General features: G+C 56.4%; 17 protein-coding genes. 14 read left to right on the forward strand and 3 right to left on the reverse strand.

Annotation, left to right across the window (positions count from 1 at the left end):
* The first annotated feature begins 19 nt into the window (after nt 1-19).
* The 10 genes from rseA (at nt 20) to acpS (ending at nt 8,746) form a co-directional block, all read left to right on the forward strand.
* The gene (gene rseA / locus AB8846_RS17165; protein ID WP_008502186.1) at nt 20-670 is read left to right on the forward strand and encodes an anti-sigma-E factor RseA; all 651 of its coding nucleotides are present in this window, start codon (nt 20-22) and stop codon (nt 668-670) included.
* Complete coding sequence (rseB, locus tag AB8846_RS17170; protein ID WP_063143396.1) at nt 670-1,623, forward strand: sigma-E factor regulatory protein RseB; 954 nt, start codon at nt 670-672, stop codon at nt 1,621-1,623. Before rseA ends, rseB begins: the two co-directional genes overlap by 1 nt.
* Nucleotides 1,620-2,096, forward strand: coding sequence for a SoxR-reducing system protein RseC (rseC, locus tag AB8846_RS17175; RefSeq protein WP_023308850.1), 477 nt, complete (start codon nt 1,620-1,622; stop codon nt 2,094-2,096). Before rseB ends, rseC begins: the two co-directional genes overlap by 4 nt.
* Before the next feature lie 185 nt (nt 2,097-2,281).
* A complete protein-coding gene (lepA, locus tag AB8846_RS17180) occupies nt 2,282-4,081 on the forward strand; it encodes a translation elongation factor 4 (RefSeq protein WP_063143397.1) in 1,800 nt (599 codons plus the stop codon).
* Between the two features lie 15 nt (nt 4,082-4,096).
* On the forward strand, nt 4,097-5,071 hold the full coding sequence (gene lepB / locus AB8846_RS17185) for a signal peptidase I (protein WP_023308848.1): 975 nt from the start codon (nt 4,097-4,099) through the stop codon (nt 5,069-5,071).
* 222 nt (nt 5,072-5,293) lie between these two features.
* The gene (rnc, locus tag AB8846_RS17190) at nt 5,294-5,974 is read left to right on the forward strand and encodes a ribonuclease III (protein ID WP_003860711.1); all 681 of its coding nucleotides are present in this window, start codon (nt 5,294-5,296) and stop codon (nt 5,972-5,974) included.
* The gene (gene era / locus AB8846_RS17195) at nt 5,971-6,876 is read left to right on the forward strand and encodes a GTPase Era (protein WP_006176722.1); all 906 of its coding nucleotides are present in this window, start codon (nt 5,971-5,973) and stop codon (nt 6,874-6,876) included. The genes rnc and era overlap by 4 nt, the downstream gene beginning before the upstream one ends.
* Before the next feature lie 17 nt (nt 6,877-6,893).
* Complete coding sequence (recO, locus tag AB8846_RS17200; RefSeq protein WP_063143398.1) at nt 6,894-7,601, forward strand: DNA repair protein RecO; 708 nt, start codon at nt 6,894-6,896, stop codon at nt 7,599-7,601.
* Nucleotides 7,602-7,634: 33 nt separating this feature from the next.
* Entirely contained in the window at nt 7,635-8,366 is a 732-nt protein-coding gene (gene pdxJ / locus AB8846_RS17205; RefSeq protein WP_370733246.1) for a pyridoxine 5'-phosphate synthase, read from the forward strand.
* Nucleotides 8,366-8,746, forward strand: coding sequence for a holo-ACP synthase (gene acpS / locus AB8846_RS17210; RefSeq protein WP_023294331.1), 381 nt, complete (start codon nt 8,366-8,368; stop codon nt 8,744-8,746). The genes pdxJ and acpS overlap by 1 nt, the downstream gene beginning before the upstream one ends.
* Here the strand turns inward: acpS and AB8846_RS17215 are convergent.
* On the reverse strand, nt 8,743-9,003 hold the full coding sequence (locus AB8846_RS17215) for a YfhL family 4Fe-4S dicluster ferredoxin (protein WP_008502177.1): 261 nt from the start codon (nt 9,001-9,003) through the stop codon (nt 8,743-8,745). The two genes, acpS and AB8846_RS17215, sit on opposite strands and share 4 nt — an antisense overlap.
* 46 nt (nt 9,004-9,049) lie before the next feature.
* Nucleotides 9,050-9,898, reverse strand: coding sequence for a MurR/RpiR family transcriptional regulator (locus tag AB8846_RS17220; protein WP_008502176.1), 849 nt, complete (start codon nt 9,896-9,898; stop codon nt 9,050-9,052).
* Nucleotides 9,899-10,015: 117 nt separating this feature from the next.
* Between AB8846_RS17220 and murQ the strand changes: the two genes are divergently transcribed.
* The 4 genes from murQ to tadA are packed head-to-tail and all read left to right on the forward strand — an operon-like array spanning nt 10,016 to nt 13,485.
* Nucleotides 10,016-10,909, forward strand: a complete 894-nt coding sequence (gene murQ, locus AB8846_RS17225) for an N-acetylmuramic acid 6-phosphate etherase (protein WP_054829702.1) — start codon at nt 10,016-10,018, stop codon at nt 10,907-10,909.
* An 11-nt stretch (nt 10,910-10,920) separates the two neighbouring features.
* A complete protein-coding gene (locus AB8846_RS17230) occupies nt 10,921-12,282 on the forward strand; it encodes a PTS transporter subunit EIIC (protein WP_331411554.1) in 1,362 nt (453 codons plus the stop codon).
* 3 nt (nt 12,283-12,285) lie between these two features.
* Nucleotides 12,286-12,921 carry a phosphatidylglycerophosphatase C gene (gene yfhb / locus AB8846_RS17235; RefSeq protein WP_248165405.1) on the forward strand — a complete coding sequence of 212 codons (636 nt, stop codon included), beginning with the start codon at nt 12,286-12,288 and terminating at the stop codon, nt 12,919-12,921.
* A 24-nt stretch (nt 12,922-12,945) separates the two neighbouring features.
* Nucleotides 12,946-13,485 carry a tRNA adenosine(34) deaminase TadA gene (gene tadA, locus AB8846_RS17240; protein ID WP_370733247.1) on the forward strand — a complete coding sequence of 180 codons (540 nt, stop codon included), beginning with the start codon at nt 12,946-12,948 and terminating at the stop codon, nt 13,483-13,485.
* Here the strand turns inward: tadA and mltF are convergent.
* On the reverse strand, nt 13,373-14,923 hold the full coding sequence (mltF, locus tag AB8846_RS17245) for a membrane-bound lytic murein transglycosylase MltF (RefSeq protein ID WP_126797110.1): 1,551 nt from the start codon (nt 14,921-14,923) through the stop codon (nt 13,373-13,375). The two genes, tadA and mltF, sit on opposite strands and share 113 nt — an antisense overlap.
* Nucleotides 14,924-14,941: the final 18 nt, after the last annotated feature.

Below are 14,941 nucleotides of genomic sequence, written 5' to 3' on the forward strand. Positions count from 1 at the left end.
ACTGGAAAAGGTATTAGGCATGCAGAAAGAAAAACTTTCCGCTTTAATGGATGGTGAAACGGTGGATAGTGAGCTGCTCAACGAGCTGTCTCATTCACCCGAAATGCAAGAGACCTGGGAGAGTTACCATCTCATCCGTGACACCCTTCGCGGTGACACCGGCGAGGTTCTCCATTTCGATATCTCAGCCCGCGTCATGGCGGCGATTGAGAATGAGCCTGTTCATCAGACCACTCCGCTGATTCCTGAAGCTCAACCCGCGCCTCACCAGTGGCAGAAAATGCCGTTCTGGCAAAAGGTGCGTCCGTGGGCCAGCCAGCTTACCCAAATGGGTGTGGCTGCATGCGTATCGCTTGCAGTTATTGTTGGCGTCCAGCACTATAATACTCAGTCTGAAACTAATCAGCAGCCTGAAGCGCCAGTGTTTAACACACTGCCGATGATGGGCAAAGCCAGCCCGGTAAGCCTGGGCGTACCGGCTGATGCTTCCGCCAGCGGCGGTCAGCAGCAGCAGGTTCAGGAGCAGCGCCGTCGCATTAATGCGATGTTGCAGGATTACGAGTTGCAGCGTCGTCTGCACTCTGAACAGCTTCAGTTTGAGCAGGCCCAGACACAGCAAGCTGCTGTGCAGGTGCCCGGAAACCAAACTTTAGGAACGCAATCGCAGTAATGAAGCAACTTTGGTTCGCCATGTCTCTGATGGCGGGTAGCCTGTTCTTCTCTGCCAACGCCTCGGCTGATGTTTCATCCGGGGCGTTGTTGCAGCAAATGAATCTGGCCAGCCAGTCACTCAATTACGAGTTGGCATTTATCAGCATTAATAAGCAGGGCGTAGAGTCGTTACGCTACCGTCATGCCCGTCTTGATAATCAGCCGCTCTCCCAGCTTTTACAGATGGATGGCCCGCGTCGGGAAGTTGTCCAGCGTGGTAACGAAATCAGCTATTTCGAGCCAGGCCTGGAGCCTTTCACGCTGAATGGCGACTATATTGTTGATTCTCTGCCGTCACTCATTTACACCGACTTCAAACGGCTTGCCCCTTACTACGATTTTATTTCGGTAGGGCGTACCCGTATCGCGGACAGACTGTGCGAGGTGATTCGCGTTGTTGCCCGGGACGGAACGCGCTACAGCTATATCGTCTGGATTGACGCCGAAACCAAACTCCCCATGCGTGTTGACCTCCTCGACCGTGACGGTGAAACGCTGGAACAGTTCCGGGTTATCTCCTTCAGCGTGAACAATCAGGTTGGTAACAGCATGCAGAACCTGGCTAAGGCCAGCCTGCCGCCGCTGCTTTCTGTTCCTGCCGGGGATACCGTTAATTTCAACTGGGTACCTGCCTGGATCCCGCAAGGATTTAGCGAAGTATCCAGCAGCCGTCGCCAGCTGCCAACGATTGAAACGCCGGTGGAATCGCGCCTCTATTCCGACGGCTTGTTCAGCTTCTCGGTGAATATCAATCGCGCAACGGCAAACAGCGCCGAACAAATGCTGCGTACCGGACGCCGTACGGTGAGTACAACGGTCCGCGATAACGCAGAGATCACCATTGTGGGAGAACTTCCTCCGCAAACGGCGAAGCGCATCTCCGACAGCATTAAATTCAGGGCCGCACAATGATCAAAGAGTGGGCGACGGTTGTCTCGTGGCAGAACGGCATTGCGCTGGTGAGCTGCGATGTAAAAGCCTCATGTAATAGCTGCGCATCCCGCGCCGGCTGCGGCAGCCGCGTGCTGAATAAGCTCGGGCCGCAAACATCACACACGATTTCTGTGCCAAGCGAACAGCCGCTGATGGCGGGGCAAAAGGTAGAGCTGGGCATCGCGGAAGGCAGTCTGCTCAGTTCCGCCATGCTGGTGTACCTCTCTCCTCTGGTCGGGCTGTTTATTATGGGCGGCCTGTTTCAGATGCTGTTTGGTACCGATGTGGCCGCCATGTGCGGTGCCGCATTGGGTGGCGTAGGGGGATTCTGGCTTGCTAAAGGTCTCTCCCCGACGCTCGCCGCGCGCGAGGAGTGGCAGCCTGTCATTCTCAGCGTTGGGCTGGCACCAGACCAGCTTCGTGTTGAAACGCTCTCTTCTGAGGCCCGGTGATCCATCGGGCTTTATCATTTTTTACACCCTAAAACAGAAAACGTCCTTTCTTCACGCTATACCTGTCTCTAAGTGCATTTCCAGGTAGCGAGGATGTAGTGTAGAATGCTGCGTTTTCGCACTGAAAAACGTCAGGCTAAGAACAGCGGCCTCCAGGAATTCGTAAGGCATAATTATTTAACTATATGAAGAACATACGTAACTTTTCGATCATTGCTCACATTGACCACGGTAAGTCGACGCTGTCTGACCGTATTATCCAGATTTGCGGTGGCCTGTCTGATCGTGAAATGGAAGCCCAGGTACTGGACTCCATGGACCTGGAACGCGAACGCGGTATCACCATTAAAGCGCAGAGCGTTACGCTTGATTACAAAGCGGCTGATGGTGAAACCTATCAACTGAACTTTATCGACACCCCAGGCCACGTTGACTTCTCCTATGAGGTTTCACGCTCGCTCGCGGCCTGTGAAGGCGCGCTGCTGGTGGTGGATGCCGGGCAGGGCGTTGAAGCCCAGACCCTGGCAAACTGCTACACCGCGATGGAAATGGATCTCGAAGTTGTGCCGGTTCTGAACAAGATCGACCTGCCAGCCGCCGATCCTGAGCGCGTAGCGGAAGAGATTGAAGATATTGTCGGCATTGACGCGACCGACGCCGTGCGCTGCTCCGCGAAAACCGGTGTGGGCGTAACCGACGTGCTGGAACGTCTGGTACGTGACATTCCCGCCCCGGAAGGCGATCCGGATGCGCCACTCCAGGCGCTGATTATCGACTCCTGGTTCGATAACTATCTGGGCGTTGTCTCACTGGTGCGTATTAAAAACGGCACCATGCGTAAAGGCGACAAAATCAAGGTAATGAGTACCGGGCAGGTCTACAACGCCGACCGTCTGGGTATCTTCACGCCAAAACAGGTTGACCGTACCGAGCTGACGTGCGGCGAGGTAGGCTGGCTGGTCTGCGCCATTAAAGACATCCTCGGCGCGCCGGTGGGCGATACCCTGACCGGTGCGCGTAACCCGGCAGATAAAGCGCTGCCAGGCTTTAAAAAGGTGAAACCGCAGGTTTACGCGGGCCTGTTCCCGGTTAGCTCTGACGACTACGAAAACTTCCGTGACGCGCTCGGTAAGCTGAGCCTGAACGATGCTTCCCTGTTCTACGAGCCAGAAAGCTCAACGGCGCTGGGCTTCGGCTTCCGCTGTGGCTTCCTCGGTCTGCTGCACATGGAGATCATTCAGGAGCGTCTGGAACGTGAATACGATCTGGATCTGATCACCACGGCACCGACCGTAGTGTATGAAGTTGAAACCACCTCGAAAGAAGTGATCTACGTCGATAGCCCGTCCAAGCTGCCGCCGCTGAACAACATTCATGAACTGCGTGAGCCTATTGCAGAGTGTCACATGCTGCTGCCGCAGGAGTTCCTGGGTAACGTCATTACGCTGTGTATTGAGAAGCGTGGCGTGCAGACCAACATGGTTTACCACGGTAACCAGGTGGCGCTGACCTATGAAATCCCAATGGCGGAAGTGGTTCTCGACTTCTTTGACCGTCTGAAGTCCACCTCCCGTGGCTATGCGTCACTGGATTACAACTTCAAACGCTTCCAGGCCTCCAACATGGTGCGTGTGGACGTGCTGATCAACGGCGAGCGCGTGGATGCGCTGGCGCTGATCACCCACAACGACAATGCGCCATACCGTGGCCGCGAGCTGGTTGAGAAGATGAAAGAGCTGATCCCGCGTCAGCAGTTCGATATCGCGATTCAGGCGGCCATTGGCAACCATATTATTGCGCGTTCAACCGTGAAACAGCTGCGTAAAAACGTTCTGGCCAAGTGCTACGGCGGTGACGTCAGCCGTAAGAAAAAGCTGCTGCAGAAGCAGAAAGACGGTAAGAAGCGTATGAAGCAGGTCGGTAACGTCGAGCTGCCGCAGGAAGCATTCCTTGCCATCCTTCACGTTGGTAAAGACGGCAAATAACCCTAAGGAGTTGGCATGGCTAACATGTTTGCCCTGATCCTGGTCATTGCTACCCTGGTGACAGGTCTGCTGTGGTGTCTGGATAAGTTTATCTTCGCCCCAAAACGTCGTGAACGTCAGGCTGCCGCACAGGCAGCCACTGGCGATGGGATTGACGCGAAGACCCTGAAGAAAGTCGGTCCGAAACCGGGCTGGCTGGAAACGGGCGCCTCGGTATTTCCGGTGCTGGCGATTGTGCTGGTGGTACGTTCGTTTATTTACGAGCCGTTCCAAATCCCATCAGGTTCCATGATGCCAACGCTGCTGATTGGCGATTTTATTCTGGTAGAGAAGTTTGCCTACGGCATTAAAGATCCTATCTACCAGAAAACGCTGATCGAAACCGGTCATCCAAAACGTGGCGACATCGTGGTATTCAAATATCCGGAAGATCCGCGCCTGGACTACATCAAGCGCGCGGTAGGTCTGCCGGGTGATAAAGTCACTTACGATCCGGTTGCGAAAGAAGTTACCGTTCAGCCGGGCTGCAGCTCCGGTACCGCATGTGAAAACGCGCTGCCAATCACCTACTCAAACGTTGAGCCAAGTGATTTTGTGCAGACCTTTGCCCGTCGTAACGGCGGCGAAGCGACCAGCGGATTCTTCCAGGTACCGAAAGGTGAAACCAAAGAGGACGGCATCCGTCTGGTTGAGCGCAAAGAGACGCTGGGCGACGTAACGCACCGAATCCTCACCGTGCCAATCGCGCAGGACCAGCTGGGTATGTACTATCGCCAGCCGGGCCAGCAGCTGGCGAGCTGGATTGTACCGCCAGGACATTACTTCATGATGGGTGACAACCGCGATAATTCTGCGGACAGCCGTTACTGGGGCTTTGTGCCGGAAGCGAATCTGGTCGGTAAAGCCACCGCCATCTGGATGAGTTTTGAGAAGCAGGAAGGCGAATGGCCGACCGGTGTACGCCTGAATCGTATCGGCGGAATCCATTAATTCTCAATAAATGAACGCGTAGCCGCTTTAATTAGCGGCTACGTGAATTATTTCCACGATAAATCTCTTCGAACTAACGACATCCCCTGTCGTTGTGTATAGAATATTCCCCCGAAGTTTAAGGTTGGCCCTGCAAGGGTGCCACGGCACACGAAACCGCGTTGGTCTTCTCAGGTCGGTTTCGTGTGCTGCATTTTTGACGCATTCATTTATTGGTATCGCATGAACCCCATCGTAATTAATCGGCTTCAACGGAAGCTGGGCTACACTTTTCATCATCAGGAGTTGTTGCAACAGGCATTAACCCACCGCAGTGCCAGCAGCAAACATAATGAGCGTCTCGAGTTTTTAGGCGACTCTATTTTAAGTTTCGTGATTGCGAATGCGCTTTATCACCGTTTCCCGCGTGTGGATGAAGGGGATATGAGCCGCATGCGTGCCACGCTGGTTCGGGGTAATACCCTTGCGGAAATCGCGCGCGAATTTGAGCTGGGCGAATGTCTGCGTCTTGGACCGGGTGAACTGAAAAGCGGCGGCTTCCGTCGTGAATCTATTCTTGCCGATACGGTCGAAGCATTAATTGGTGGTGTGTTCCTGGACAGCGATATCCAGACCGTAGAAAAGCTGATCCTGAACTGGTATCAGACCCGTCTGGACGAAATCAGTCCGGGCGATAAACAAAAAGATCCGAAAACGCGTCTGCAGGAATATTTGCAGGGTCGTCATCTGCCGCTGCCATCTTATCTGGTGGTGCAGGTACGTGGCGAAGCGCACGATCAGGAATTTACCATCCATTGCCAGGTCAGTGGCCTGAGTGAACCGGTGGTGGGCACAGGTTCAAGCCGTCGTAAGGCTGAACAGGCTGCCGCCGAACAGGCGTTAAAAATGCTGGAGCTGGAATGAGCGAAGAAAAAACCTATTGCGGATTTATTGCCATCGTCGGACGTCCGAACGTCGGCAAATCCACCCTGTTGAATAATCTGCTCGGGCAGAAGATTTCTATCACCTCGCGTAAGGCGCAGACCACGCGTCACCGCATCGTCGGCATCCATACTGAAGGCGCGTATCAGGCGATCTACGTCGATACCCCGGGCCTGCACATGGAAGAAAAGCGCGCCATTAACCGCCTGATGAACAAGGCGGCGAGCAGCTCGATTGGCGACGTAGAGCTGGTGATTTTCGTTGTTGAAGGTACCCGCTGGACGCCGGACGACGAGATGGTGCTGAACAAGCTGCGTGACGGCAAAACGCCGGTCATCCTCGCGGTCAACAAAGTTGATAACGTGCAGGAAAAGGCCGATCTTCTGCCGCATCTGCAGTGGCTCGGAAGCCAGATGAACTTCCTCGACATCGTGCCGCTGTCTGCTGAGACCGGCCTGAACGTGGATACCATCGCGGGCATCGTGCGTAAGCATCTGCCGGAAGCGATTCATCACTTCCCGGAAGACTACATCACCGATCGCTCTCAGCGCTTTATGGCGTCTGAAATCATCCGTGAAAAGCTGATGCGTTTCCTGGGCGCTGAGCTGCCGTACTCTGTGACGGTGGAGATCGAGCGTTTCCAGACCAACGAGCGTGGCGGCTATGACATCAACGGTCTGATCCTCGTTGAGCGCGAAGGGCAGAAGAAGATGGTGATCGGCAACAAAGGGGCCAAGATCAAAACCATCGGTATCGAAGCCCGTAAGGACATGATGGAGATGTTCGAAGCGCCGGTTCACCTCGAACTGTGGGTGAAAGTGAAATCTGGCTGGGCCGATGATGAGCGTGCTCTGCGCAGCCTCGGTTACGGCGAAGACCAGTAACTTAAGACGACGAGCATATGGATGGATGGCAGCGCGCCTTTGTCCTGCATAGTCGTCCCTGGAGCGAAACCAGCCTCATGCTGGACGTCTTCACGGAAGAGTCGGGTCGCGTGCGCCTTGTTGCAAAAGGCGCACGTTCCAAACGTTCTAATCTGAAAGGTGCCCTACAGCCTTTCACGCCGCTGCTGGTTCGCTTTGGTGGGCGAGGGGAAGTCAAAACCCTGCGCAGTGCCGAAGCCGTCTCCCTGGCGCTTCCTCTTTCTGGCATCACCCTCTACAGCGGTCTGTATGTCAACGAACTCATCTCACGAGTTCTTGAGCATGAGACTCGCTTCTCTGAACTTTTCTTCGATTATCTGCACTGTATCCAGGCGCTGGCTGGCGCAACCGGTACGCCTGAACCTGCCTTGCGTCGTTTTGAGCTGGCGCTGCTGGGCCACCTCGGGTACGGCGTAGATTTTCTGCACTGTGCGGGCAGCGGGGACGAGGTAGAAGACACCATGACCTACCGCTACCGCGAAGAAAAAGGCTTCATTGCCAGTATCGTGATAGACAACAGCACCTTTACCGGGCGCCAGCTCCGGGCGCTGTATGAGCGCGAGTTTCCCGATCAGGAAACCTTACGCGCAGCAAAACGCTTTACCCGGATTGCCCTCAAGCCGTATCTTGGCGGCAAGCCTTTAAAGAGCCGCGAATTATTCAGGCAGTTTGTGCCGAAACGTTAGACCACAGAATCGAAAAGAAAACCGAGGATTGTCATGGCTGAATTACTGTTAGGCGTCAACATCGACCACATCGCCACGCTGCGTAATGCGCGCGGCACGGCGTATCCCGATCCGGTTCAGGCGGCGTTTATTGCTGAGCAGGCTGGCGCCGACGGCATTACCGTTCACCTGCGTGAAGACCGTCGCCACATTACTGACCGCGACGTGCGCATTCTGCGTCAGACGCTGGACACCCGTATGAATCTGGAGATGGCGGTCACCGAAGAGATGCTGGCCATTGCCTGCGAGACCCAGCCGCATTTCTGCTGCCTGGTGCCGGAAAAACGCCAGGAAGTGACCACCGAAGGCGGTCTGGACGTGGCCGGGCAGCTCGACAAAATGCGCGATGCCTGCAAACGTCTGGCGGATGCCGGTATCCTGGTTTCTCTGTTTATCGACGCCGATTTCGACCAGATTAAAGCGGCGGCGGACGTGGGCGCGCCGTATATCGAAATCCACACCGGCTGCTATGCTGATGCCAAAAATGATGCCGAACAGGCCAAAGAGCTGGAGCGTATCGCCAAAGCGGCCACGTATGCCTCAAGCCTGGGCCTGAAGGTTAACGCCGGTCACGGCCTGACCTACCACAACGTGAAGGCTATTGCCGCCCTGCCGGAAATGCACGAGCTGAATATCGGCCACGCCATCATTGGCCGTGCGGTGATGAGCGGTCTGAAAGAGGCGGTTTCAGAAATGAAACGCCTGATGCAGGAAGCGCGTCAGTAATGGCCATTCTGGGCTTAGGCACCGATATCGTTGAAATAGCCCGCATTGAAGCGGTGATCGCCCGTAGCGGCGATCGCCTCGCAAGACGCGTGCTGAGCGATAACGAATGGGCCATCTGGGAAGCGCATCAGCAGCCGGTGCGTTTTCTGGCAAAGCGCTTTGCGGTAAAAGAGGCGGCGGCCAAAGCCTTCGGGACCGGCATTCGTAACGGCCTGGCGTTTAACCAGTTCGAAGTGTTTAACGATGAGCTGGGCAAACCGAGCCTGCGTCTGTGGGGGGAAGCGCAAAAGCTGGCGGAAAAGCTGGGGGTGAACCACATGCACGTGACGATCGCGGATGAACGCCACTATGCCAGCGCGACGGTGATCATCGAAAGTTAAAGCTTGTCCGCGTGGTGCATCAGGACAAACTTATCCCATAGCTGCTCTTCGCTCTCGACGTGGGCCGGATCCTTCAGGATGGTATTCGGGATCGGGCACACTTTTTGACAGGTCGGCGTCTCATAGTGGCCGATGCATTCCGTGCAGCGGTCGCTGTTAATCTCATAAATGCTGTCGCCCATCGAAATCGCCTGGTTCGGGCATTCGGGCTCGCACATATCGCAATTAATGCATTTTTTGGTAATTAACAGCGCCATCAGGAAATTCTCAGAAACAACACAAACTGGGCGGGCATTATACGCGTCAAACCAGTTTCTTTACCAGTTCTTCGCTGTGACGAATACGTTCGGGCGCGCGCTCGAGATCCTGCTGCACCAGCGCCATAAACAGCAGGTCCGTCAGCATCATTTGCGCGCTGGTGGACGAGATAGCCGCGCTGCGCGTGGCCTGCTCTTCGGCAATGGTATATAAACAGCGCGTTGCCCGCTGCTGCAGGGCATTCGGCGTAAAACCGGTGATCGCCAGAATTTTACCGCCGACGCGCAGCACTTCATCGGTGGCCATATTGATTTCACGGCGCTCGCCGGAGTAGGAGATAGCCAGCAGCAGATCGTCAGGATCCATCGCCTGTACGGTCGCCAGCAGGGCGTGCATATCCTGCTCGACGATGGCGTTAAGCCCAATTTTCGTCAGCTTCCAGCCAAAGTTTCGCGCCACAAGCCCGGACGCGCCGATACCGGTCAGAACGATCCGCCGCGCGCCGCGCAGCATCGCCACGCTCTCCAGCAGCTTCTCTTCCGTATTCACGTCGAGCGTCGCATGCATGGCCGCCACGTTCTCTTTGATCAGCTTTTCGCCGACCAGCCGCATCGGGTCATCGCCGCGGATCTGATTATGCACCGGCATGGACTGCGGGTTGGGGTTGCTCACCAGCGCTTCACTGATCGCCAGCTTGAGGGCAGGGAACCCCTTAAAACCAATCTTCTGCGCAAATTTCACCACGCTCGACTGGCTCACGCCAGCTTCACTCGCCAGCTGCTGCGAGCTGAGATGGCGCGCGCGATCGGGTTGAGAAAGCAGAAAATCCGCCAGCTTCTTGTCGCTTTGGGCAAAGCCTGCGTAGCGCTGGCGAATGCGAATTAAACAGTTCATACGGTCTCCTGGCGAAAATGTGATTATCTGCGCAAATACGAATTTTGCTCGCCTGAATGAATTTTATATTCCATTATAGTGTGATTATTATGAATTAAAAATTCTTGAGGTACAAAAATGAATCTTGGCTCACTTGTTTCTGAAACGCGTAACCCGCAAACCATGGATCTGGATGCGCTCTCCACCCTGGAGCTGGTTAACCGCTTTAATCAACAGGATACGCTGGTCGCTCAGGCAGTGAAAGAGACATTACCCGAGGTGGCGAAAGCTGTCGATGCGGCAGCGGAAGCCCTCAAGGCCGGCGGTCGCATTATCTACATGGGGGCGGGCACCAGCGGGCGTCTTGGGGTGCTGGATGCGTCAGAATGTCCGCCAACCTTTGGGGTTCCGCATGGCCTGGTCGTCGGTTTGATTGCCGGTGGACCCGGCGCGTTGCTGAAAGCCGTTGAAGGGGCGGAAGATAACAAACAGCTGGGTGAGGATGACCTGAAGGGGCTGAATCTGACCGCGAAGGATCTGGTGGTCGGGCTGGCGGCATCCGGGCGCACGCCGTACGTCATTGGCGGTCTGGAATACGCCAACCAGACCGGCTGCACGACGGTGGCCATCTCCTGTAATCCGGGCTCCCCGATTGCGCAGGTGGCCGCTATCGCTATCTCTCCGGTTGTCGGGCCGGAAGCGCTCACCGGCTCCACGCGCCTGAAGTCCGGGACCGCGCAAAAGCTGGTGCTCAATATGATCTCCACCGGCGCGATGGTGAAGTTCGGCAAGGTGTATCAGAACCTGATGGTGGATATGCAGGCCACCAACGTCAAGCTGGTGGACAGAGCCTGCCGCATGGTGATGGAGGCGACAGGCGCAGGCCGCGAAGAGGCAGAAGCGGTACTCAAACAGACCGATCATGATGTTAAACCGGCCATTTTGATGATCTTAAGCGGGCTGGATGCGGCTGCCGCGAGAGCCAAACTCGCTGCGCATAACGGCTTCTTACGGGCGGCATTAGAAAACTAACAGAGGCGTCTATGGACAAAACAGCAGCGCTCGCCAGCGATATCCTGCAGGGGATTGGTGGGGAAGATAATATTCAGCGTCTCGAAAACTGCATGACGCGCGTGCGCGTCGAGGTGCATAACGACGACCAGCTTGACGTGCCGCGCCTGAAGCAACTCTCCGGCGTCAGCGGCTACGTGAAGCAAGGGAGGCAGCATCAGCTGATCGTCGGGCCCGGGAAAGCGGCGCAGGTTGTTGATGCCATGCGCGCGCTGATGGGCGTTAGTGCGAGCGTGTCGATTGACGATGCGGAACGCACCAAAGCGCAGGCAAAGGCCAAATACAAAGCCCCCATGAGCGATGCGCTGCGTCAGCTGGCAAACGTCTTCATTCCGCTGATCCCGGCGTTTATTGCCTCAGGCCTGATCACCGGGATCATCAACATCCTCAAGCGACCGGATATTGTGGGGGATTTCGCCACGCAGTATCCGAACCTGCTGGGGATTCTCGGGATCTTCGGCAGCGCTGTTTTCGCCATCATGAACATTCTGGTCGGGGTGAATACCGCGAAGGTGTTTGGCGGGTCGCTGGCCATGGGCGGGGTAATGGCGGGCATCTTATCCAGCCCACAGCTGGCGCAGATCACGCTGTTTGGCGAGGCGCTCCAGCCCGGGCGCGGTGGGGTGATCGCCGTGCTGCTGGTGGTCATCCTGATGTGCTGGATCGAGAAAAGGCTGCGCGCGATCCTGCCTGGCTCGATCGAGCTGATCCTCAACCCGCTGCTGACCACGCTGATTACCGGTAGCGTAGCGATTGTGGCCCTTCAGCCGCTAGGCGGGTGGATCTCAGAAGCCATCGCTCACGGTGCGTCTCTGGCGATTGACCGCGGCGGCCTGGTAGTGGGGGCGGTGCTGTCTGGTACCTTCCTGCCGCTGGTGCTGACCGGTCTGCACCAGGGGCTGGTGCCGATCCACGTCGAGCTGGTGCAGTCGCATGGCTATAACGCGCTGCTGCCTATCCTGTCGATGGCGGGGGTGGGGCAGGTCGGCGCGGCGATTGCCGTACTGATGAAAACCCGCAACGCGCGTCTGAAAAAAATGATTAAAGGCGCACTCCCGGTCGGACTGCTCGGCATCGGCGAGCCGCTGATTTTCGGCGTCACGCTGCCGCTGGGTAAACCGTTCCTCGCGGCGTGTCTGGGCGGTGCGGTAGGCGGGGCGCTGATCAGCTACTGGAAAGTCGCCACCGTGATCACCTTTGGGCTTTCCGGTTTACCGCTGGCATTAACTATCGTAACCGGAAAAGTGATGCTCTATCTGTTAGGCTATTTAGTAGCGGTGATGGCCGGGTTCCTGTTTACCTGGCTGTTAGGTTTCAACGACCCAGAGGAGTAAGGTTTGGCAAATCACGCGCGTCGCGTTGTCTTTTTCGACCTGGATGGAACGCTGCATCAGCAGGATATGTTTGGTACGTTTATGCGTTACCTGCTGCGGCGTCAGCCTTTGAATGCGCTGCTCGTGCTGCCGCTCCTGCCGGTTATCGGTATCGCGCTGCTGGTGAAAGGCCGTGCGGCGCGATGGCCGATGAGTCTGCTGCTGTGGGGATGCACCTTTGGGCACAGCGAAGCGCGGCTCAAACAGCTCGAAAAGGATTTTGCGCACTGGTTTCGCGGCCACGTCGCCGCCTTTCCGGTGGTGCAGGCGCGCCTGACCGGCTACCTCGATGCGAACGATGCCGACATCTGGTTGATTACCGGCTCCCCGCAGACGCTGGTGGAGCAGGTCTATTTTGATACCCCCTGGCTTCCGCGCGTGAATCTTATCGCCACGCAAATCGCCCGCGGCTACGGCGGTTGGGTGCTGACCCTGCGCTGCCTGGGGCATGAAAAAGTGGTCCAGCTTGAGAAACGCATCGGGACGCCGCTGCGCCTGTACAGCGGCTACAGCGACAGCAAGCAGGACAACCCGCTGCTCTATTTTTGCCAGCATCGCTGGCGCGTCACGCCATCAGGTGAACTTCAGCAACTCGAATAGTCTTCTCTAAAACGGGCGTGTATAATGCCGCCCGCTTTTCGACTGGAGTATCAGCCTTTGTCCAACCCTGAATACAATCATGAATACTGGATGCGCCATGCGCTGGCGCTGGCTCAACGCGCCTGGGAAGAGGGCGAAGTGCCCGTGGGCGCGGTGCTGGTTCATAACAACCAGGTGATTGGCGAAGGGTGGAACCGTCCTATTGGTCGCCACGATCCTACAGCCCACGCGGAAATCATGGCGCTTCGCCAGGGCGGTCTGGTGCTGCAAAACTATCGCCTGCTTGATACCACGCTGTATGTGACGCTGGAGCCGTGCGTGATGTGCTCCGGCGCGATGGTGCACAGCCGGATTGGGACTCTGGTTTTCGGTGCGCGGGATGAAAAAACCGGTGCGGCCGGTTCGCTGATGGACGTGCTGGGTCACCCGGGGATGAACCACCAGGTGAAGACTATCGGTGGGGTGCTTGCACCAGAGTGTTCGGGGCTATTAAGCGATTTCTTTCGAATGCGCCGTCAGCAGAAAAAGCAGCAAAAGGCAGAATTGAAGCTGTCGGACGATTAAGCTCGTCCGGCGCCACGACCGGGTAACTTTGAGCCAGCTGTTTGGCCTCCGTCGCCTCTTTCTCTTTCTCCAGCAGATACCCGACCAGGCTAATCTGATATTTACGGATATTTTCCACGTAGGCGTAGGCTTCATGCCCGCGCGCGTAGCCGTATGTCAGCTTGTTATACCATGGCTTCTGGCTCAGCAGCGGCAGGCGCTGCTTAACGTCTGACCAGCTGTCCGGGTTACCTTTCGTTTTGGCCGTCAACGCTCGCGCATCAAGCATATGCGCGTAGCCCATATTGTAGGCCGCCAGCGCAAACCAGATCCGCTCTTCTTCCGGCACCGTTTCCGGTACTTTGGCCATCATATCCTGCAGATAGCGCGCGCCGCCGCTGATGCTCTGTTCGGCATCGGTCCGGTCATTCACGCCCAGGCTCAGCGCGGTATTTTTGGTTAACATCATCAAACCGCGTACGCCCGTGGGCGACGTAGCCTGGGTGTCCCAGTGGGATTCCTGATACGAAATAGCCGCCAGTAGCTTCCAGTCAATCTCCTGGGCGTATTTTTCGAACAACGGCTGCAGGTCCGGCAGGACGCTGTCCACCGCGCGCAGGAAGCTGCGGGTGTCAACGTAGTCAAAGTCATCGCCGTGCCCGAGGTACTTCTCCTCCAGACGCGCCAGGGTACCGTCTTCATTGATGGTGTTGAAGAAATCAAGCATCGCGGCAGAGAAGGTCTGATCGTCATCAAGCTGGCTAAACCAGGTCACGGGCTGCTCGTCGGTGACGTCCAGCGCTACGGCGATTTCAGGATGCACCCGCTGGAACAGGCTGATCGCGACTGAATCGGCGATGGTGTAGGGCACTTTCTGGTCTTTTACCTGCTCCAGCAGCTCCGTCGTGCCGAGTTTCGGATCCACCGTCCAGCTCAGGTCGGGATATTTCTTCTCCTTGAGCTCACGCAGATCGTCAATCACCACGTGGCCGGGCGCAATCGTCAGCTGCCGATCGTTAATCGAGGCCAGCGAGCGCGGGCGCAGGCTCCCGACGCGGTAAACCAGCTGCTGCGAAACGGAGTAGTAGGTCGGGCCCGGCTGGTAGTTCTTGCTGCGCTCGCTGTTATACACCAGCCCGGCGGCGAGCATATCGGCATCGTCGTTATCGAGGTCGTCAAAGAGCTGGTTGATATTCTGGCGGACGGTGATTTTAAGCTTCACGCCAAGGTAATCGGCGAACTGCTGTGCCAGCTCGTAATCCAGGCCAATGATTTTGCCGTTGATGTCGCTGTAAATCAGCGGAGAGTTGAGGGTACTGACACGCAATTCCCCCCGCTCCTGAATGGCGGCGATACGGTTTTCGGCTTTGCCGAACCAGGGGATGGAAGGCCAGAGGGCCACTGCCAGCAGCAACGTTACAATGCCGATGAGCAGATAATTAATCTTTAATTTTTTCAATTAGTTAATTCTCTGCGA

The organism is Enterobacter sp. KB-221C9 (genome assembly GCF_041320715.1).
Classification (GTDB): Bacteria; Pseudomonadota; Gammaproteobacteria; order Enterobacterales; family Enterobacteriaceae; genus Enterobacter; species Enterobacter asburiae_D.

Bases quoted from the DNA above. Each gene is read 5' to 3' on its own strand.
- lepA (WP_063143397.1), top strand. From the start codon at position 2,282: ATGAAGAACATACGTAACTTTTCGATCATTGCTCACATTGACCACGGT.
- AB8846_RS17220 (WP_008502176.1), bottom strand. From the start codon at position 9,898: ATGAACTGTTTAATTCGCATTCGCCAGCGCTACGCAGGCTTTGCCCAA.
- recO (WP_063143398.1), top strand. From the start codon at position 6,894: ATGGATGGATGGCAGCGCGCCTTTGTCCTGCATAGTCGTCCCTGGAGC.
- AB8846_RS17215 (WP_008502177.1), bottom strand. From the start codon at position 9,003: ATGGCGCTGTTAATTACCAAAAAATGCATTAATTGCGATATGTGCGAG.
- acpS (WP_023294331.1), top strand. From the start codon at position 8,366: ATGGCCATTCTGGGCTTAGGCACCGATATCGTTGAAATAGCCCGCATT.
- pdxJ (WP_370733246.1), top strand. From the start codon at position 7,635: ATGGCTGAATTACTGTTAGGCGTCAACATCGACCACATCGCCACGCTG.
- tadA (WP_370733247.1), top strand. From the start codon at position 12,946: ATGCCGCCCGCTTTTCGACTGGAGTATCAGCCTTTGTCCAACCCTGAA.
- era (WP_006176722.1), top strand. From the start codon at position 5,971: ATGAGCGAAGAAAAAACCTATTGCGGATTTATTGCCATCGTCGGACGT.
- rseB (WP_063143396.1), top strand. From the start codon at position 670: ATGAAGCAACTTTGGTTCGCCATGTCTCTGATGGCGGGTAGCCTGTTC.
- lepB (WP_023308848.1), top strand. From the start codon at position 4,097: ATGGCTAACATGTTTGCCCTGATCCTGGTCATTGCTACCCTGGTGACA.
- rseA (WP_008502186.1), top strand. From the start codon at position 20: ATGCAGAAAGAAAAACTTTCCGCTTTAATGGATGGTGAAACGGTGGAT.
- rseC (WP_023308850.1), top strand. From the start codon at position 1,620: ATGATCAAAGAGTGGGCGACGGTTGTCTCGTGGCAGAACGGCATTGCG.
- rnc (WP_003860711.1), top strand. From the start codon at position 5,294: ATGAACCCCATCGTAATTAATCGGCTTCAACGGAAGCTGGGCTACACT.
- AB8846_RS17230 (WP_331411554.1), top strand. From the start codon at position 10,921: ATGGACAAAACAGCAGCGCTCGCCAGCGATATCCTGCAGGGGATTGGT.
- murQ (WP_054829702.1), top strand. From the start codon at position 10,016: ATGAATCTTGGCTCACTTGTTTCTGAAACGCGTAACCCGCAAACCATG.